Raw genomic sequence first — 18,028 nt, 5'->3', positions numbered from 1 at the left:
CCGGACGTCGAGTCTACCGAGCCGCCTCCCGTGCGTTACGGGCAGGTAACCGCCGTGCTCAGCCGACATCGACGATCTCGCCGGGTTCGCGGACGGGTTCGTGGACGGCTTCGACCGGACGCGCCGCACGGGCACGCAGCCCGAACGCGGTGATCAGAGCCGCCAGCGCGGCCGCCGCGAACGGGACGATCAGCGCGGTCCGGACGGCGTCGAGGCCCGCGGCGGCGGAGCCGTCACCGCCGAGCGCGGCGACCTGGACGGCGGTGGCCGTGGAGAGGCCGAGCGCGGTGCCGAACTGGATCGCGGTATAGAACAGGCCCCCGGCCAGGCCGTGCTCGCGCTCGTCGACGCCGTCCGTGGCGGCCATCGTCAACGGCCCGTAGGCGAAGGTGAACCCCATCCCCAGCAACACCATGATCGGAAGCATGGTGGTGTACGCCCAGTCGAGCCCGAGCGGCAGGAACAGCCCGTACGCCACGGCCGCGAGGGCGAGACCGCCGAACAGGACGCGGAGGTTGCCGAAGCGTTCCACCAGGCGCGGGGTGAGGGTGGGCGCGAGGACGGTGTCGATGCCGAGGACGAGCATGGCGAGGCCCGTCTGCCAGGTCGTCCAGTCGCGTAGTTCCTGAAGGTAGATCGTCATGAGGAACTGGAAGCCCGCGAACGCGCCGAGGAACAGCGCCGCGCTCAGGTTCGTCCGCACGAGCGGCGCCGACCGGAGGATGCCGAGGCGCAGCAGCGGGTTCGCGGCCCGGCGTTCGACGGCGACGAACACGGCGAGCAGGGCCAGCCCGCCGAGGAGGGTGGACGCGGTGAGCGCCACCCCGTGGTCGGGCCGCTCCAGCCGGACGACCCCGTACGCGAGCAGCAGCATCGCACCGGTGACGGTGAACGCGCCCACGAGGTCGAACCCGCCGCTCGCCTCGGGGCCGGGCTTCCACGTGGCCTCCGGTTCCTTGACGAGCGGAATGGCGGCGGCCAGGAGCAGCGCCGCGAGGATCACGGGGGCGAAGAACACCCAGCGCCAGCCGATCGAGGTGAGCAGCCCACCGGCGACGAGACCGAGCGTGAAACCGCCCGCGCCCGTCCCCGCGTAGAAGCCGAGCGCCCGGGTGCGCGCCGGACCGGCCGGGAACGTGGCGGTGATCAGCGCGAGCCCGGCGGGCATCATGAACGCCGACGCGACACCGGTGACGAAACGGGCGAGCAGCAGCATCCAGCCTTCCGTGGCGAATCCGCCGAGCCCGGAGAACGCGAGGAAAACCACCAGCCAGAAGAGGAAGACGCGGCGACGGCCCAGCAGGTCGGCGGCGCGCCCGCCGAGCAGCATGAACCCGCCGTAGCCGAGCACGTAGGCACTGATGACGCCGCTGAGCATCCCGGTCGACAGCCCCAGATCTTCCCGGATCGACGGGAGTGCGATGTTGAGCATCGCCACGTCGATCCCCTCCAGGAAGACCGCGCCGCACAGCACGAACAACGACGCCCATGCGCGTGCGCTCGTCCGGGCCGGGGATGTGGACATGACAGGCTCCTCTCTCCGGAGGGCCCGGTTCCCGATGGGGAGGCCGGTTCCCTCTTGTTACCGGCCACATCCTGGGACATCATCAGATGTCATGGAAGACGGAACTTTCGCGTCCCCTGGTGACTGCGTGTATACCGCCGTCGACGACGACGTCCTCCAGTGGGACACCCGTAACGACTGCGAGGTCCGGCAGATCCTCGACCGGATAGCGGACAAATGGTCGCTGCTCGTCATCTCACTGCTGGACAAGCAGACGCTCCGGTTCACCGAGCTGCGCCGCCTGATCGATGGCATCAGCCAGCGGATGCTCGCCAGGACGCTCCGGCATCTGGAGCGGGACGGCCTGGTCAGCCGTACCGTGCATCCGACCGTCCCGCCGCGCGTCGACTACGCCCTCACGTCCATGGGTTGCACCCTTCACGAGACGATCCGTTCGCTGGTCACCTGGACCGAGGAGCACCAGAACGAGATCGCCGCAGCGCGCGCCGCCTACGACGCTCGCGTCGAGGCGGAGCGCAAGGCGGCCGAAGAGGAGGCCGCCGAGCGCGCCGCCCTGGACCACGAAATCCTCATGGCCCGCCGCTGAGCCCGTGTCCGACGGTGTGGTGGGGCACCCGGCGTGGTGGGGCACCCGGCGTGGTGGGGCACCCGGCGTGGTGGGGCACCCGGCGTGGCCGGGTGCCCCGCGCGAGCGGAACGGGCCCCGGTCACTTCAGGGTGAGCCCCTGGGACTGCAACGCCTCGTCCAGCGGCTGGAAGAACGACTGGTAGTTGGCCCGGCAGGATCCCGTGGTTCCTCCGGACACGATGCCGACGGCGGTGGTGCCGCTCTGCAACGAACCCCCGCTGTCACCGGGCTGGGTACAGGCGGTGGTCTCGATCATGTCGGTGACCGCGCCCTCCCGGTAGTTCACCGTCCGGCCGTAGCCGACGAGCCTTCCCGAGGTGGTGCCGGTCGTGGAGCCCTTCTTCTGGATCTGGGTGCCGGCCGGTGGACGTCCCACCTGAGTGAGCTGGGCGTTGTCCAGCGGCACCTGGCCGGCACTGCGGATCGTGCCGTAGTCGTTTCCGGGGAAGCTGCTGGCCTGCCTGGTACCGACGAGTTGCCCGTCCCTGGTGCGCCACTCGGCGCCGTTGTTGGTGCAGTGCCCGGCGGTGACGACGTACTCCGTCCCGCCGCCCACACCGATCGCCGCCACCGAGCAACGCGACGAACCGGTGAGGATCGCGTCGCCGGGGCCGAGTTGCAGTCGCGGCGCAGCGGGAACGCGCTTGAACCGGACGACGGGTCCGATGGCGCGGGCCCGCTTGACGAACGCGTCGGTGGCGTCGTTGGTGTCGTTTTCCGGCACGCTCACGACGACGGTGTTGGACATGACGTCGATGCCCCAGGACAGCCCGATCGTGCCGGGGCTTCCCGCGAGGCGGTCGAGTTCCTTCTTGGCGTCCGTCAAGGGCGTGATGCCGTGTTCGACGACCCGGGGTTTCGCCCCGGCGGCCCTGACCTTGTGGGCGGCGGCAGCGTTCGTCACGTTGACGACCAGGTCGCCGTTGCCGTCGACGAACGAACCGGCGTGCTGTGGGCCGAGTCGACCGCTCAACTGGTCGGCCAGCCGTGCGAGCGGGAGATGCGCGAGCCGGACGGTCGCGGCAGGCGGCCGAGTCTCGGCCGACACGGGAACGGATCCGAACAGGGGGAGCGTGATCAGCGCCGCGGCACTGATCAGCGGGAGCACCTTGATGAGGTGCGACGCACGATTCACTCTGGTCCACCTTTCACCGCCGACCACCTTGTCGGCGGCATCTCGGGGGTTGGCGGGAGGTTACGAGCCTGGTGGTATAAGGCGTCGTGATGGGAGCAACGTACGCCGACAACGCGAAAACAACCAGTTATCAGCAGGTAATGAAATTTCATCCTGCCGTTAATTTAGATGATCTTCATTGGCGGGTACGGAAAACACCGACCCGGTCGGTACGCAGCCGTTTCACCTCACGATCGGCCGCTTTCGGTATTGCAAATCGGCGTTTCCGAACGCCTTCCACGCGTTTAGCCGCGGCCTCAACCGTCACCTGAGCGGACGGCCTTGCCCAGTGCGGCAATGGCGGAGTGGGCGGCGAACCTCACGCGTGCATACCGCGAGGCGATACCCCGTTCATACCGGGCCCGGGTCCGCTCGCCGCGTGAGGAACGCCGCCGTCTTCTCGTCGGCGGGCAGGAACGCCTCCAGACGCAACTCCGACAACGTCACGTCCACGGCGGTCGCGAACGACGTCAACGTCGTGATGAGCCGCAGTTCGCCTTCCCCGGCCCGTAGCCGCAGCGGCACGGCGAACCCGAGATGGTCGGCGGACGGCTCCACATCGGGCACGTAGGCGTCCAGTTCGGCGATGAACTCGTCCAGGCGCGGGTCGGGGCTGCGCCGGGCCCGGTCGCGGAGGCTGCCGGTGATGTGGCGCCCCCACTCGGTGAGGTTCTCGACCCTGCGGGCCATGCCGTCCGGATGCAGGGCGAGGCGCAGCACGTTGACCGGCGGTTCCAACAGTTCGGGCGCCGCGCCCTCGGTGAGGACGTCGAATGCCGCGTTCGCGGCGACCAACTCCCCGTACGGGCGGACGACGACCGCCGGATACGGCAGGTGCCCGTCGAGAATGCGTTCCAGCGCCTCCCGCACCGGACCGAGTTCGGGGGCGTCGAGACCCGACTCGGCGTAGATCGGTGCGTAACCACCGGCGAACAGCAGCTCGTTCCGTTCCCGCAACGACAGGCCCAGGGCCTCGGCGAGCCGCACCACCATGGCGCGTCCGGGACGTGAGCGTCCCCGTTCGAGGAAGCTGAGATGACGCTGGGTCGTGTCCGCTCTGATCGCCAGGTCGAGCTGGCTGACGCGGCGCCGGGTCCGCCAACGCCGCAGCTCGCTGCCGAACCGGCCCGGTTCCGCCAGCACCGTCATGGCTCCATTCATATCTGGACGTCCGCGGCGCCGCCGATTCCCTGGAGGGAATCGCGCCACCGCAGGGGCGGGTCCGACACTGCTGCGCATGAGCCCTTCAGTTGAAGCGAAGCAGTTGGTCGAACGTTATGTCGCGCAATGGAACGAGCCCGATCCGGCGCTTCGGAGCAAGATCGTCCGCGAGCTCTGGGCGCCGGACGGGGTGCATGTGCTCGTCGACCCGCCGCAGGAGATGCGCGAGGCCGCCGCGGCGCTCGCGTTCCCCGTGCCGCCGTTGGAGGTCCGCGGCCACGACGCGTTGGACGGCAGGGTGGCGCGTGCCTACGCGATGTTCCTCGCGTCGGGCGAGCACGTCTTCGAGGCCGCGAGTGAGCCGTCCGTCCTGCTGCCCAACGTGATCGCGTTCCGCTGGTCGATGCTCACCACCGGCACGCGGAAGGTCGTCGGGGGCGGCCTCGACGTCCTCGCCTTGGACGACGAGGGCCGCATCCGCAGCGACCACCAGTTCATCAACGCGACCTGAGCAACGACCGGAACTGAAGCCCCGGCCTACAGTTCGTACAGACGCGCCCTAGTACTGGGAGGTAGCCCGAAGGCTTGGGCCGCTTCGGTATCCGGGACTTCTACGTATCTGCCCAAACGATCGCGCCGGTCGAATTCGGCGAGGGCACGCCTGGAGAACAGGCGTTCCATGGCGGGACGCCACTCGCTGCCGTCGCCCGGCTCCGCCACGTCCCGGACGACGGGCACGGCACCGCTGTGATCCAACGTCGCCAGCACGTGAGTGCTTACCCCCGCATGAGTCACCAGGCTCGCGCCCACACGGGCGTAGTCGCCGCAATGAACTGCGAGCGACACACGTACCTGGGAACCGCGCCGCTCCGTCTCGATCGGGACTTCCGCGCAGAACCAGCGCGGTCGCAGCCGCGCGGGCATGGAGGTCGGCCATACGACCGCGCGACCGGCCTCCAGATGCTGGTCGATCACCGGCAGTGCCGCGTCGGCGACCCGTTGGTCGACCTCCGGTAAGGGCGGCCACACGCGCCACGAGAACTCCCACACCGTCCCCCCGCCGACGAGCGCCACGCCGGTGAGGAGAGCCGCCCACGTCTTCCGTTTCATTTGATCCTCCGCAGGACGCCCCCGACCTTGTACCGGGGAGGATTCGAACACCGATGATCAAACCCTCGCACATCGGGCCGGGGCGCGGAAGGAGTGGCGACGAACTCCGGGGCGCCCGGCCCCGGAGTTCGTCGGCGGGGTCAGATCTCCTTGAGGAAACCCGAGTCGACGGCGAAGTCCGCGCCGGTCGTGCTGCCCGAACGCGGCGACGCCAGCAGCGCGACGACGTCCGCGACCTCCTGCGGGGTGGCCAGGCGGCCGGTCGTGAGGCTCATCATCTCGGCGGCGCCGCCGTCCAGGACCGCGTCCCGGTCGGCACCGGTGGCCCCGGCGATGATGTCGGCGGCGCCGCCCTCGTCCGTCCACCAGTTCGTCCGGACCGGACCCGGCGACACCGTGTTCACCCGGACGCCCTGCGGGCCGTACTCCTCCGACAGCCCCTTCGTCAGGTTCGTCACCGCCGCCTTCGCCGCGTTGTAGTCGTAGTTCATCGGCCCGGGACGGCGCGCGTTCCCCGACGAGACGTTCACGATCGACGCCGCGTCGCTCTTCAGCAGGTGGGGGAGCGCCGCCCGCAACGTCCGGACGACGGCGAGGACGTTGAACTCGACCATGTCGCGCCAGTCGGCGTCGTCCAGGGTCAGGAAACCGAACCGGGGGAGGTTCGCCCCGGGCGGGGGGCCGCCCGCGTTGTTGACCAGCATGTCGAGGCCGCCGAACGCCTCCACGGTCTGCTCCACCGCCCGCGCCGGGGCGTCCGGGTCCATGAGGTCCGCCGCGATGTGCAGCAGGTTCGGACCGGCGAGCGCGTCCAGGTCCCCGCCCGATTTGCGGGACACCGCCGCGACACGGGCGCCTTCGTCCAGCAAGGTCCGCGTCACGGCCAGCCCGATCCCCTTCGACGCGCCGGTGACGAGCGCGACGCGCCCAGCAAGCTGCAAGTCCATGGAGTTCGCCTCTCATAGTTCGGGCACGCCCCTCCCGGACGTGCCTCGCCCCATGAACCCCGGCCCGCGCCGTCCGGTTGCACAGAAAGGCCCCCACCACGCCCGGACGTGACATGTTCGAGGGAGATCCGCTGATGTGACGGCGAGGAGAACCCCATGAGCGAGTCACCGGCCGAGGGCGAGCTGCGGCGCCGCCTCGGCGTGCCCGACGCCGTGGTGATCGGTCTCGGGTCGATGATCGGTGCGGGCGTCTTCGCCGCCCTCGCCCCCGCCGCCCGCGCCGCCGGGGCCGGTCTGCTCATCGGGCTGGGCGTCGCCGCCGTCGTCGCCTACTGCAACGCGACGTCCTCGGCCCGGCTCGCCGCCCGCCACCCCACGTCCGGCGGTACCTACGTCTACGGCCGGGAACGCCTCGGCGACTTCTGGGGCTACCTGGCGGGCTGGGCGTTCGTGGTCGGCAAGACGGCCTCCTGCGCGGCCATGGCACTGACCGTCGGCTCCTACGTCTGGGAAGCCCACCCGCACGCCGTCGCGGTGGCCGCCGTGGTGCTGCTCACCGCCGTCAACTACGCGGGCGTCGAGAAGGCCGCGTGGCTCACCCGCGTCATCGTCGCCGTGGTCCTGGCAGTGCTCGCCGCGGTGGCCGTCGCGTGCCTGACCTCCGGCGCGCCGGACGTCGGACGCCTGGACATCGGCTCCGGCACCTCGCCCGGCGGCGTCCTGGAAGCGGCCGGCCTGCTGTTCTTCGCCTTCGCCGGATACGCCCGCATCGCCACCCTCGGCGAGGAGGTCCGCGACCCGGCGCGGACCATCCCCCGAGCCATCCCCCTCGCGCTCGGCATCGCGCTGGCCGTGTACGCGGCGGTCGCCGTCGCGGCCCTGGCGACCCTCGGCGCCGCCGACCTCGGTGCCGCGACCGCGCCGCTGGCCGACGCCGTCGAGCGGGCCGGGGTCCCCGCCCTCACCCCCGTCGTCCGCACGGCCGCCGCCATCGCCGCGCTCGGGTCGCTGCTCGCGTTGATCCTCGGCGTCTCGCGCACCACCCTGGCCATGGCCCGTGACCGCCACCTGCCGCACGCCCTGGCCGCCGTCCACCCTCGCCGCAAGGTGCCGCACCGCGCCGAACTCGCGATCGGCGCCGTCGTCGCCGTCCTGGCGGCCACCACGGACGTGCGCGGCGCCATCGGCTTCTCCTCGTTCGGCGTGCTGGTGTACTACGCCATCGCCAACGCGTCCGCCTGGACGCTCGCCCCGGACGAAGGTCGTCCACCCCGCGTCATCCCCGCTCTCGGCCTGGTCGGCTGCCTCGTCCTGGCCTTCGCGCTGCCGTTCTCGTCCGTGACGTCCGGTGCCGCCGTCCTCGCCGCGGGCGCCGCCCTCTACGGACTCCGCCGCGCCGCCGGGCATGGGGTACGGCCCACCGGGTAGGGGACGCCAAACCCGAAACGAAGGAGGCAGAACCATGGCCGTGACACACGAGACCGGCGACATCACGGGCACCAAGGACAAGGACTACAACCTGATCTGGTTCGTCGAACAGTGCCTGAGCAATGCCCTGCGGCTGGAGACCTACATCGACGACGCCGAACGCGCGGGCGACCGCGAACTGGCCGATCTCTTCCGCCGCGCCCAGGCCGAAAGCCGCAAGGGCGCCGAACAGGGCAAGGAGCACCTGCGCCGCCGCATCGCCGGCTGACCAGACGCGCGAGCCGACCCCGCTCCGCCACATCACCGTGGCCTTGGAGCAAGCGACGCGGTGGCCACCACAGCCCTGGAACGGCGACCTGATCGGCTCGCACCTCACGTCCTACGACCGGTGACGGCACAGCAACCACGGACGTAGGAACGCGATTCTCCTCGGTCCCGATGCGGGGCCCAGCCGTCCGGCCCCATCGGGTTCGCCACAGGCGGGCCATAGGTGACCGTGCCGTCTGGTGGCTAGTCGCTGCGTGACGTCCCAGCCATACTTTAGGCGGCACAGTCAGCGGCCATCCACGGTCGGCATGCTGGACGCACATTTCCCCGTGCCGAACGTCGAGGCGCCGATCGGTGACGAGGAGGCCGATGTGGCAAGACGAAGGCGGAAGTTACGCACCCGAGCAGCGGCCGTGATGGCCGGATCCATCGTCCTGACCGCGCCCGTGGCCACGGCCGGGGCGGCAACCGGTAACGATGCCGCGACCGGCGCCCCGGGCGACCAGGCGACATCGACCGATATCGCCAAATGGGTGGTGGAGATGGACGCCACCAAGTTGCGCGATCTGCTCGCGAGCGGCAAGGTCACCTCGGTCCGCCTGATCAAGGCGTATCAGGCACGCATCGACGCCTACGAGGAGGCTTACGCCGACCAGCCCGGTGTCAACGCGGTCATTCGCCGGGACCCCACGGCGATCGCCGATGCCGCCCGTCTCGACGCCGAGCGACGGCGGGGGCGCGTCCGCGGCCCGCTGCACGGGATCCCAATCCTGATCAAGGACAACTTCGACACCGGAGACCTGCCCACGACCAGCGGCTCCGTGGCGCTGAGGCGCTGGCGCACCGCCGATGACGCCGAGCAGGTCGCGCGGCTGCGCGCGGCCGGCGCGATCATCGTCGCCAAGACCAACATGCACGAGTTCGCCTCCGGCATCGAGACCATCAGCTCGCTTGGCGGGCAGACCCGCAACCCCTACGACCAGACCCGCAACCCGGGCGGCTCCAGTGGCGGCACGGGTGCCGGTATCGCGGCCGGCTTCGGCGCGGCCGGTCTCGGCTCGGACACCTGCGGCTCCATCCGGAACCCGGCGGCGCACAACAGCCTGGTCGGGTTGCGGCCGAGCCAGGGCCTGTCCAGCCGTGACGGCATCGCACCTCTCTCCGACACCCAGGACGTCGGCGGCCCCATGGCCAAGTCGGTCAGCGACATCGCACTGATCCTGGACGCCACCGCCGGGTACGACCCCGACGACCCGTCCACCAAGGCGTCCATCGGACGGATCCCCCGCACCTACACCGCCGCACTGGACGACGCCGCTCTCGGCAACGCCCGCATCGGCGTGTTCACCGACTACCTGAGCACGTCGGAGCCCGCGCAGGCGGCGACGGCACTCGTCCGGGCGGCCGCCCGGGACATGGCCTCGCAGGGCGCGACCATCGTCGAACTGCCGTCCCAGCCCGCGCTGACGGCGGCGGTGGACGGTTCCACCGTGTTCCCCGACGAGACCGAGCGCGACCTCAACCGCTACCTGGCGGCGCCGGGCTCGCGCTTCCCACGCTCGCTGGCCCGCCTGGAGCCACCGGCCGACATCGTGACCCTGCACGACATCGTCACCTCCGGCCAGGTCACGCCCACGGTCCTGCAACGGCTCAAGGACCGGCTGGGCACTTCGACGGGCCCGCAGGACGCCTACCATCAGCGGCTGGCCCGGCGCGTGGAGGCGCAACGGTTGCTCCACAAGCTGTTGAAGAGCCGCGACCTGGACGCCCTGGTCTACCCGGCGGTCTCCCAGCAGGCCGCGCCGATCGGGCAGCCGCAAGGAGGGCTCAGGATCTGCGCCCTCGCCGCCAACACCGGGTTTCCCGCCCTGACGGTCCCCGCCGGTTTCACACCCGACGGCATGCCGGTGGGCGTTGAACTCCTCGGACGTCCGTTCAGCGAGCCGACACTGCTCGGGCTCGGGTTCGACTACGAGAGCGCGACCCAGCACCGCCGACCCCCGTCCAGCACCCCACCCCTGAACTGATCCGCCCCTGAACCCACAGGGACACGGCGACCTCACGCCGAAACCAACCGCCCGAAGGGCCGGGTATCCGTACCTGGCCCTTCGGCCCTCGCCGGACACCGGAGGGCCGACCTCCGAACGCAAAGAACCCCGGAGCCTGCCGCTCCGGGGTTTGTTCCGTCACCGTGGGGTACCGACTTCCGTCGCCACCCGACGAGTGGGCGAGGAGGGATTTGAACCCTCACATCCTTTCGGACACACGGACCTGAACCGTGCGCGTCTGCCGTTCCGCCACCCGCCCTGGGCGTCGACCCGATTTCGGGTCGCTGAAAAGGCTAGCACGGGTATGACAGTGGTTAGGTACCAGATACGCCGCGCGAACCTTCGCACCGATACGATCGTCTACCAGTGGGGAAGGGAGGTGCCCGTGGGCGTCATTCAGCGCTTCGAGCGACGGCTCGAGGGCATGGTCGAAGGGGCCTTCGCCCGTGCCTTCAAGTCTGAGCTGCAGCCTGTCGAGGTGGCCAGTGCTGTGCAGCGCGAGATGGACGATCGGGCGGCGATCGTGGCGCAGGGTCGCACGCTCGTTCCGAACGACTTCGTCGTGGAGATCTCTCAGCAGGACGGCCAGCGGCTCCAAGTGTACGCGGACAGCCTGAGCCAGGAACTGGCGAACCTCGCGCGTGAGTACGCGAAGGAACAGGGGTACTCCTTCGTGGGTCCGGTGCGCGTGCGGTTCGAGAACGCCGGTGACCTCGCGACAGGCATGTTCCGCATCCGGTCGGGGGTGATCCGGGGGTCGACCGTGGAGGGCGGGGAGATCCGCCAGCCGGTGAGCGATGTTCCGCGTGGAGCGCGTGGTGGGGTTTTCGGGGGAAACCCGCGGCTGCTGGTGACCACGGCCGTCGAGGGGTCGGACACGACCCAACGCACCTACGAGATCAATACGCCTGTGACCCTGCTGGGTCGCGGCACTGACTGCGACCTGCGCCTTGTCGATCCGGGCGTATCCCGGCACCATGCTGAGATACGCGTAGAAGGTCCCGAAATAGCTCTTGTGGATCTAGGGTCGACCAACGGCTCGTTTGTGAACGGGCAGCCGATCCGGCGGGTCACGCTGGTGGACGGCTCCCGCGTCACGATGGGCCGGACCACCCTTGTGTTCCGCCGCGATAGGGAGTAACCCCGACTCCGATGTCCCCTTTCACCCTCACCCTGATCAAGCTGGCGTTCCTCGCGGTCCTCTGGCTGTTCGTCATCGCGGCCGTCGGCGTGATCAGGGCCGACCTGTTCGGCTCCAAGGCCGCGACGAGGGCGGCGCAGCGCGCGGCGCAGCCGGAGCCGAGCCGAGCGCGACAGCCCAGGCAGTCCCGGCAGTCCAGGCAGTCCAGGCAGTCGAGCGAGCCGCGCAACGCCCAGCAGGGCGCCCCGACGAAGCTGGTGGTCGTGCAGGGCGAACGGGCCGGTACGGTCATCGATCTCACCGGGGTGCCCATCACCATCGGTCGGGCGAATGACGCCACACTCGTAGTGACCGACGACTACGCTTCGAGCCGGCATGCCCGACTTTATGCGCAGGACGGTCAGTGGATCGTGGAAGATCTCGGCTCGACCAATGGCACGTATCTCGGACGCACGAAGGTGAGCCGGCCGATGCCGGTTCCGCCCGGCGTACCGGTCCGTATCGGCAAGACCGTGATCGAGCTGCGCAAATGACACTGGGAATCCGCTACGCCGCGCGCTCCGACGTCGGCATGCTGCGCGAGGGCAACGAGGACTCGGCGTACGCGGGTGCGCACCTGCTCGCGGTCGCCGACGGCATGGGCGGGCACGTCGGCGGCGAGATCGCCAGCGCGGCGGCGATCGAGGCGCTGCGGGCGCTCGACAAGGACCTGCCCGCGACGGAACTGCTGGCCGCGCTGGAACGCACGGTCAAGGCCGCCAACGACAACCTTCATCGGATCGTGGAATCCGATCCCGCGCTCCAGGGCATGGGCACGACCCTGACGGCGATGCTTTGGGCGGGCAACCAGGTCGCGCTGGTCCACATAGGAGACTCGCGGGCGTATCTGCTGCGGGACGGCAGCCTGTTCCAGATCACCCATGACCACACGCTCGTCCAGTCGCTGGTGGACGAGGGCCGGATCAGCCCCGACGAGGCCGCGTCGCATCCGCAGCGCTCGCTGCTGCTGCGGGCCCTGGACGGCCGCGGCGAGGTCGACCCCGACCTGTCGCTGCGGGAGGCGCAGGTCGGCGACCGGTACCTGCTGTGCTCGGACGGCCTGTCCGGCGTCGTCACGGCAGAGACGATCTTCCAGGTGCTGACGGACGTGGACGAGCCGGAACAGGCCGTCCGGCAACTGATCGACCTGGCGAACCGCGGCGGCGGTCCCGACAACATCACCTGCGTGGTGGCCGACGTCATCGACCTGGAGCGGCAGCCGCCGACGGGCGGGCCCGGACACGCGGTGGGCGCGGCGGCGAACACCACGCCGCCGGAGCCGCCGGGCGGGGGTCCCGGCGCAAACACCACCGCGGCGGACACACCCGCCGGGCGGGCCGCGCAACTCCGCGACACCAGGCCACAGCCGCCGGTCGCGGTGGACGAGATGCCACCGCCACCCGCCCCCGCGCCGCTGCACGATCCGCGAGGCGGCCCGCCGATGCCGGGCGGGATGCAGCAGGCGCCGACGCAGCAGCTGCGGCGGGGCGGTCTGCGCAGATGGACGTGGCTGGTCGTGGTGGCGGGCGTGGTCGTCATCGCCGTGGCGGTGGGCGGGTTCGTGCTGGTGCAGAACGTCCGCAACGGCTACTACATCGGGCAGGAGAACGGCCAGGCCCTCCTGTTCCGGGGCACGCCGCAAACGGTACTGGGCTTCGACATGTCCCGTCGCGCCAACGCCAAGAACCTCCAGAAGATCATGGTGGACGACCTCCCGCAGGACCTCCAGCAGCAGGTGAAGGCCACCTACACGGTCGACGGTCCGGGCGAGTGGCGGATGCTGGTCGACCGCGTCTGCAAGTACAGCCTCGTCGACCAGTCCGGCAACGTCGGCGTCGTGCGCGGGCGCGGCCAGCAGGACTGCAAGGAGAAGAGCGTCAAGACCGCCGCCCTCGCGATCGCCGAGCTGCCCGTCTCGGACGCCACGGCGATCACCAAGGGCGATGTCAAGAACATCATCGGGGCCGACGTGGCACAGGCGAAGGTGCGGGACCTGACCGCCCGCCGCGACGAGTGCAAGCAGCGTGACCCGCGCATCGCGGACTGTCCCTCCGGCGGAGGGAAGTCCTAGATGCAGTCGATCGGCGACCAGATCCGGGCACGTCTGCCGTACCAGCGGCGCAACGCGGCCTCGTTCGCCCTGCTGATCTTCGCGATGGTGCTGACGCTGTCGGCGTTCGCGGAGGTCGGGCTGGCCCGTGACGGCATGATCCCCGGCGGGTTGGTCGTGTACGGCGGCGGTCTCGCGGTACTGGCCTTCATCGCCTACTTCGTGCAGTTGCGCTTCACCCCGTACGCCGATCCGCTGCTGCTGCCGCTGGCGGTGGCGCTGAACGGCCTCGGGCTCGCGATGATCTACCGGCTGGACCTCGACACCAGCGCCGACCGCAAGATCGCCCTCGCCGCGGGCAAGGAGATCCTGAAGGACGCCGCCGACGCGCCCAACCAGCTGATGTGGACGTTCGTCGGCATCGGCCTGTTCGTCGCCGCGGTGCTGATCATGCGGGACACCGACAAGACCGACGCGCCGCTGTCGTTCACGCCGAAGACCGCGCAGCGCTACACGTACCTGATCGGCCTCAGCGCCCTCATGCTGCTGATGCTGCCGATCGTCCCCGGTATCGGCGCGGAGATCAACGGCGCCCGGGTGTGGATCCGGGTGGGCGGGTTCTCGGTCCAGCCGGGCGAGTTCGCCAAGCTGCTGCTCGTCGTGTTCTTCGCCGGTTATCTGGTGAACAAGCGGCAGGCCATGTCGTTGATCGGCAAGAAGGTCGGGCCGCTCAGCCTGCCCCGGGCCCGTGACCTCGGCCCGATCATGGTGATCTGGTTCTTCTGCCTCGGCGTCCTGTTCATGCAGAAGGACCTCGGTACCGCGCTGCTGTTCTTCGGCCTGTTCGTGTCGATGCTGTACATCGCGACACAGCGGGTGTCGTGGGTGTTCATCGGCATCGGTCTGCTGGCGATGGGCGTGTTCGTCGCGACGTTGCTGCCGTTCATGGGCCACGTCAACCAGCGCATCGACATCTGGCAGAACCCGAAGCCGTACTTCGACGGCGGCTGCCTGCTGGAGAGCGGCAAGGTCGTCCCCGTCAACCCGAACACCGAGATCTACAAGAAGTTCGACGCCCAGGACGCGATCTCGCCCGGCGCCTCCGCCTGCGCCGAGCTCGGCGGGACGTACGCCGACAGCGCGCAGCTGATGAAGGGCCTGTACGCGCTCGGGCAGGGCGGGGTGCTCGGCACCGGGCTCGGACAGGGCGAGCCGTGGCGGACGCCCCTGTCCTTCAGCGACTTCATCTTCGACTCGATGGGCGAGGAGCTCGGGCTGACCGGGCTGATGGCGTTGTTGTTGATCTACGCGTTGATCGTGCAACGCGGGATGAAGACGGCCGTGGCCGCGCGTGACCCGTTCCTGAAGCTGTTCGCGGGGGGTGTCTCGTTCGTCCTGGCCCTCCAGGTCTTCGTGATCGTCGGCGGCGTCACGAAACTCATCCCGCTCACCGGTCTCACGACACCGTTCCTGTCGCAGGGCGGTTCGTCGCTGATGGCCAACTGGATTCTGATCGCGATCCTGGTGCGGATGAGCCATGACGCGCGCAAGCCGGCCCCGCAGGCGATCCAGGACGAAGGCATGACCCAGATCGTGAGCACGAGGTGATTGGCGTCCCATGAGCATGGACAAGCCGGTTCGACGGGTGGCGATCTTCGCATTGCTGCTGTTCTTCGGCCTGATGGCGCAGGTCAACTACGTCCAGGGCAGCCAGGCGGAGGACCTGCGGACCGACTCCAACAACGCCCGGCAGTACGCCGACGTGTTCAACTCGCCGCGCGGGCAGATCTCCGCGGGCGGCGAGGTTCTGGTGACGTCGACGGAGACCGGCAAGGACAACCCGAAGTACGGCCGGACCTACAAGGACGGCCCGGTCTTCGCGCCGATCACCGGGTACTTCAACGGTAACGCCACCCAGCTCGAACGGGCCTACAACTCGCTGCTGGGCGGCAAGGACAAGCGGATCACGCAGCAGCACTGGTTCGACACGTTCATCGGCAAGAAGGCGGACGGCGCGAACCTGGAGCTGACGATCGACCCGGACGCGCAGCGGACGGCGTACGAGCAGCTGAAGGCGAAGACGCAGCAGGGCCGCCGCGGCGGCGCCGTGGTGATCGACGTGAAGACCGGCGCGATCAAGGTCGCGGCGTCGTGGCCGTCGTTCGATCCGAACGAGGTGGCGCCGCAGACGGGTGAGAAGGGCGCCAAGCGGCTGGAGGAGCTGAACAAGGGCAGCGGAGTCCTGCGGCCGCTGGTCGACAACGCGCTGAGCCAGACGTTCCCGCCCGGCTCGTCGTTCAAGGCGGTCACGTCGGCGATCGCGATGGAGCGCGACGGACTCAACAGCTCCACCACCGTCAACACCGGACAGCTGATCCTGCCGGAGTCGGGCAAAGCGCTGCCCAACTCCCACGACAGCGGCAGCTGTGCCGGCACGGCCACGTTGAAGAACGCGTTCGCCGAGTCGTGCAACACGACATTCGGCAAGATGGCTCTCGACATGGGCATCCAGCAGCTGCACGACGGATCCACCAAGTTCGGGTTCGGCGAACGCGTCAAACTGGAGCCCGACATGTTCGCGGCCAAGAGCGAGGTGCCGGTGTCGTACACCGACGCGGAGGGAAAGACGGTCCCGACGGGCAAGGACGGGACCGCCCGATCCGGCATCGGCCAGGAGAACGTGCGCGCCACCCCGCTCCAGATGGCGCTGGTCGCGGCCGCGATCGCGAACAAAGGCAAGATCATGAACCCGTACGTGGTGCAGAAGGTGCGCGCCAAGGACCAGAGCGAGCTGCAGAACGCCTCCCCCAAGGAGCTCGGCACGGCGATGAGTGAGGACCACGCGGAACAGCTCGCGGACATGATGCGGGCCGTGGTCGCCAGCGGCACCGCCACGAACCTGCGAGGTCAGCGGGTCGCCGGTAAGACCGGCACCGCCGAGCAGGACCCGGCGTCCGGTCTGCCGAACTCCCGGTGGTTCGTCGGGTTCAGCCCGGTCGAGAACCCGCGTTACGCCTTCGCCGTGGCGACCGAGGGCCCCGGCGACGGCGCGGCCAACGCCGGACCGATCGCCGCGGCGATCATGGCCAAGGTGTTGAAGAAGTGAACGGGGGCCTCGTCCTACACGGTCGCTACCGGCTGCTCGAGCGGCTGGCGGTCGGCGGGATGGGCGAGGTCTGGCGTGCGTCCGATGACGCGACGGGACGTCTGGTGGCGGTGAAGCTGCTGCGGCGCGAGTTCGGGTCGGACGCGACGGCGCGTGGACGGTTCGCCGCGGAGGCACGGTTCGCGGCGGAGCTGCGGCACCCCGGGATCGCACGTGCCTTCGACTTCGGCGAGCAGGACGACCGGGCGTTCCTGGTGATGGAACTGGTGGCGGGCGAGCCGCTGGACAGGATCCTCGCGCGGGACGGCGGGCTGCCACTGGAGGCCGTCCTGGACCTGCTGGCCCAGGCGGGCCGGGCGTTGACCGTCGCGCACCGGGCGGGCGTCGTGCACCGCGACGTGAAGCCCGCGAACCTGATGGTGTCCCCCGACGGCATCCTGAAGATCACCGACTTCGGAATCGCGCGGCAACTGGCCGCGGCGTCGCAGACCGCGACCGGGATGGTCATGGGGACGGCGCACTACATCTCGCCGGAGCAGGCGCAGGGCCTGGAGCTGTCCCCGGCCGCCGACCTGTACTCGCTGGGCGTGGTCGCGTACGAGTGCCTGACGGGAGCGCCTCCGTTCGACGGTTCCACCCCGGTGGAGGTCGCGCTGCGGCATGTCAGGGAGGCGCCCGCGGAGCTGCCGGGGCGGATCCCCGTGGCGGCCCGTGACCTGATCATGGAGATGCTGGCGAAGCGGCCCACGGATCGTCCGGCCGACGCGGCGACCGTCGCCGAACGGGCGCTGGAGATCCGGGCGAGCCTCGCCACGGGCCGGATACCCCGGGTCGATGTGGGCGGCCGGCGCTCACGACCCACCCTTGTTGCCCAATCAACCCCTTTGTCTGGATTTGACGCGTCCGACGCGAGGGATAACCTCGCTTCGAGGCCGTGGCGCGGACAGCACCGACTCAGCGGGCGACCGGTGATGACGTACACGTCGGTGGCGGCGGTCCTGCTGGTTGTGTGCGTCGTCATGGCCGGATCGCTGTGGCGCGGATACACCGGTTTCAGCGAGAACAAGCACGAGCCGCCCGGCGCACCCGCCACACGACCGGTCGGCGACGGAACCTTCGACAACCCGGCCGCCTCCCCGGGCGGCGCGGCGCGACACTGGTCACGTACCACACCCAGGCCGACTGTCATGCCACGGCAACCGACGCGTAGGATCCGTCCGTCAACGCCGGAGACGACCGAAGCGTCCCCTACACAGAGGACACCCACGAAACCACCCGGGGCGACCCCCACCGCCCCCGAGCCGACACCCACCCTGCCGGAGAACCCCAGGACTCCGTCAACTCCGAGCCCGGATCCCTCTCCCACCGAGAGCGGGAAGCTAGGTTCAGGAGACAAGGTGTAGA

General features: G+C 69.8%; 16 protein-coding genes and 1 tRNA gene. 11 read left to right on the top strand and 6 right to left on the bottom strand.

The window, feature by feature from the left end:
• Positions 1-58: 58 nt before the first annotated feature.
• Positions 59-1,525 carry an MFS transporter gene (locus D0T12_RS01875; protein ID WP_117397479.1) on the bottom strand — a complete coding sequence of 489 codons (1,467 nt, stop codon included), beginning with the start codon at positions 1,523-1,525 and terminating at the stop codon, positions 59-61.
• Positions 1,526-1,616: 91 nt separating this feature from the next.
• Here D0T12_RS01875 and D0T12_RS01870 point away from each other — a divergent pair, with 91 nt between their 5' ends.
• The gene (locus D0T12_RS01870) at positions 1,617-2,111 is read left to right on the top strand and encodes a winged helix-turn-helix transcriptional regulator (protein ID WP_117397478.1); all 495 of its coding nucleotides are present in this window, start codon (positions 1,617-1,619) and stop codon (positions 2,109-2,111) included.
• A gap of 121 nt (positions 2,112-2,232) precedes the next feature.
• On the opposite strand, the gene D0T12_RS01865 is transcribed toward D0T12_RS01870, so the two are convergent.
• Positions 2,233-3,288 carry a S1 family peptidase gene (locus D0T12_RS01865; RefSeq protein WP_158581367.1) on the bottom strand — a complete coding sequence of 352 codons (1,056 nt, stop codon included), beginning with the start codon at positions 3,286-3,288 and terminating at the stop codon, positions 2,233-2,235.
• A 390-nt stretch (positions 3,289-3,678) separates the two neighbouring features.
• Positions 3,679-4,476, bottom strand: a complete 798-nt coding sequence (locus D0T12_RS01860; protein ID WP_117397476.1) for a helix-turn-helix domain-containing protein — start codon at positions 4,474-4,476, stop codon at positions 3,679-3,681.
• Positions 4,477-4,564: 88 nt separating this feature from the next.
• On the opposite strand from D0T12_RS01860, the gene D0T12_RS01855 reads away from it, so the two are divergent.
• Entirely contained in the window at positions 4,565-4,999 is a 435-nt protein-coding gene (locus tag D0T12_RS01855; protein ID WP_117397475.1) for a hypothetical protein, read from the top strand.
• A gap of 26 nt (positions 5,000-5,025) precedes the next feature.
• Here D0T12_RS01855 and D0T12_RS01850 read toward each other — a convergent pair whose 3' ends face one another.
• A complete protein-coding gene (locus D0T12_RS01850; RefSeq protein ID WP_117397474.1) occupies positions 5,026-5,598 on the bottom strand; it encodes a hypothetical protein in 573 nt (190 codons plus the stop codon).
• A 140-nt stretch (positions 5,599-5,738) separates the two neighbouring features.
• Entirely contained in the window at positions 5,739-6,545 is an 807-nt protein-coding gene (locus D0T12_RS01845; protein WP_117397473.1) for an SDR family NAD(P)-dependent oxidoreductase, read from the bottom strand.
• 156 nt (positions 6,546-6,701) lie between these two features.
• Here D0T12_RS01845 and D0T12_RS01840 point away from each other — a divergent pair, with 156 nt between their 5' ends.
• The 3 genes from D0T12_RS01840 (at position 6,702) to D0T12_RS01830 (ending at position 10,267) form a co-directional block, all read left to right on the top strand.
• Positions 6,702-7,973 (top strand): APC family permease, encoded by a 1,272-nt coding sequence (locus D0T12_RS01840; protein WP_117397472.1) that lies wholly within the window; start codon positions 6,702-6,704, stop codon positions 7,971-7,973.
• 34 nt (positions 7,974-8,007) lie between these two features.
• Positions 8,008-8,241, top strand: a complete 234-nt coding sequence (locus tag D0T12_RS01835) for a hypothetical protein (protein ID WP_117397471.1) — start codon at positions 8,008-8,010, stop codon at positions 8,239-8,241.
• Positions 8,242-8,656: 415 nt separating this feature from the next.
• Positions 8,657-10,267 (top strand): amidase, encoded by a 1,611-nt coding sequence (locus tag D0T12_RS01830; RefSeq protein WP_199487235.1) that lies wholly within the window; start codon positions 8,657-8,659, stop codon positions 10,265-10,267.
• Positions 10,268-10,464: 197 nt separating this feature from the next.
• Here the strand turns inward: D0T12_RS01830 and D0T12_RS01825 are convergent.
• Positions 10,465-10,547: transfer RNA gene (locus D0T12_RS01825), tRNA-Leu, on the bottom strand.
• 126 nt (positions 10,548-10,673) lie between these two features.
• On the opposite strand from D0T12_RS01825, the gene D0T12_RS01820 reads away from it, so the two are divergent.
• The 6 genes from D0T12_RS01820 to D0T12_RS01795 are packed head-to-tail and all read left to right on the top strand — an operon-like array spanning position 10,674 to position 18,027.
• Positions 10,674-11,429, top strand: a complete 756-nt coding sequence (locus D0T12_RS01820) for an FhaA domain-containing protein (protein ID WP_117397997.1) — start codon at positions 10,674-10,676, stop codon at positions 11,427-11,429.
• A gap of 11 nt (positions 11,430-11,440) precedes the next feature.
• On the top strand, positions 11,441-11,962 hold the full coding sequence (locus D0T12_RS01815; protein ID WP_117397469.1) for an FHA domain-containing protein FhaB/FipA: 522 nt from the start codon (positions 11,441-11,443) through the stop codon (positions 11,960-11,962).
• The gene (locus D0T12_RS01810) at positions 11,959-13,539 is read left to right on the top strand and encodes a Stp1/IreP family PP2C-type Ser/Thr phosphatase (RefSeq protein ID WP_117397468.1); all 1,581 of its coding nucleotides are present in this window, start codon (positions 11,959-11,961) and stop codon (positions 13,537-13,539) included. Before D0T12_RS01815 ends, D0T12_RS01810 begins: the two co-directional genes overlap by 4 nt.
• Positions 13,540-15,126, top strand: coding sequence for an FtsW/RodA/SpoVE family cell cycle protein (locus D0T12_RS01805; RefSeq protein WP_117397467.1), 1,587 nt, complete (start codon positions 13,540-13,542; stop codon positions 15,124-15,126).
• Between the two features lie 10 nt (positions 15,127-15,136).
• Positions 15,137-16,624 (top strand): peptidoglycan D,D-transpeptidase FtsI family protein, encoded by a 1,488-nt coding sequence (locus D0T12_RS01800; protein WP_117397466.1) that lies wholly within the window; start codon positions 15,137-15,139, stop codon positions 16,622-16,624.
• Positions 16,621-18,027, top strand: a complete 1,407-nt coding sequence (locus D0T12_RS01795) for a serine/threonine-protein kinase (RefSeq protein WP_117397465.1) — start codon at positions 16,621-16,623, stop codon at positions 18,025-18,027. Before D0T12_RS01800 ends, D0T12_RS01795 begins: the two co-directional genes overlap by 4 nt.
• The last annotated feature ends 1 nt before the right edge of the window (position 18,028 follow it).

The organism is Actinomadura spongiicola, assembly GCF_003432485.1.
GTDB lineage: Bacteria > Actinomycetota > Actinomycetes > Streptosporangiales > Streptosporangiaceae > Spirillospora > Spirillospora spongiicola.
Note: the sequence above shows the minus strand (reverse complement) of the source record. Positions and strands in the feature narration are given on the sequence as shown.

Coding starts and splice junctions, on each gene's coding strand:
- D0T12_RS01875 (WP_117397479.1), bottom strand. CDS start 1,525: ATGTCCACATCCCCGGCCCGGACGAGCGCACGCGCATGGGCGTCGTTG.
- D0T12_RS01870 (WP_117397478.1), top strand. CDS start 1,617: ATGGAAGACGGAACTTTCGCGTCCCCTGGTGACTGCGTGTATACCGCC.
- D0T12_RS01860 (WP_117397476.1), bottom strand. CDS start 4,476: ATGACGGTGCTGGCGGAACCGGGCCGGTTCGGCAGCGAGCTGCGGCGT.
- D0T12_RS01855 (WP_117397475.1), top strand. CDS start 4,565: ATGAGCCCTTCAGTTGAAGCGAAGCAGTTGGTCGAACGTTATGTCGCG.
- D0T12_RS01850 (WP_117397474.1), bottom strand. CDS start 5,598: ATGAAACGGAAGACGTGGGCGGCTCTCCTCACCGGCGTGGCGCTCGTC.
- D0T12_RS01845 (WP_117397473.1), bottom strand. CDS start 6,545: ATGGACTTGCAGCTTGCTGGGCGCGTCGCGCTCGTCACCGGCGCGTCG.
- D0T12_RS01840 (WP_117397472.1), top strand. CDS start 6,702: ATGAGCGAGTCACCGGCCGAGGGCGAGCTGCGGCGCCGCCTCGGCGTG.
- D0T12_RS01835 (WP_117397471.1), top strand. CDS start 8,008: ATGGCCGTGACACACGAGACCGGCGACATCACGGGCACCAAGGACAAG.
- D0T12_RS01830 (WP_199487235.1), top strand. CDS start 8,657: ATGGCCGGATCCATCGTCCTGACCGCGCCCGTGGCCACGGCCGGGGCG.
- D0T12_RS01815 (WP_117397469.1), top strand. CDS start 11,441: ATGTCCCCTTTCACCCTCACCCTGATCAAGCTGGCGTTCCTCGCGGTC.
- D0T12_RS01810 (WP_117397468.1), top strand. CDS start 11,959: ATGACACTGGGAATCCGCTACGCCGCGCGCTCCGACGTCGGCATGCTG.
- D0T12_RS01805 (WP_117397467.1), top strand. CDS start 13,540: ATGCAGTCGATCGGCGACCAGATCCGGGCACGTCTGCCGTACCAGCGG.
- D0T12_RS01800 (WP_117397466.1), top strand. CDS start 15,137: ATGAGCATGGACAAGCCGGTTCGACGGGTGGCGATCTTCGCATTGCTG.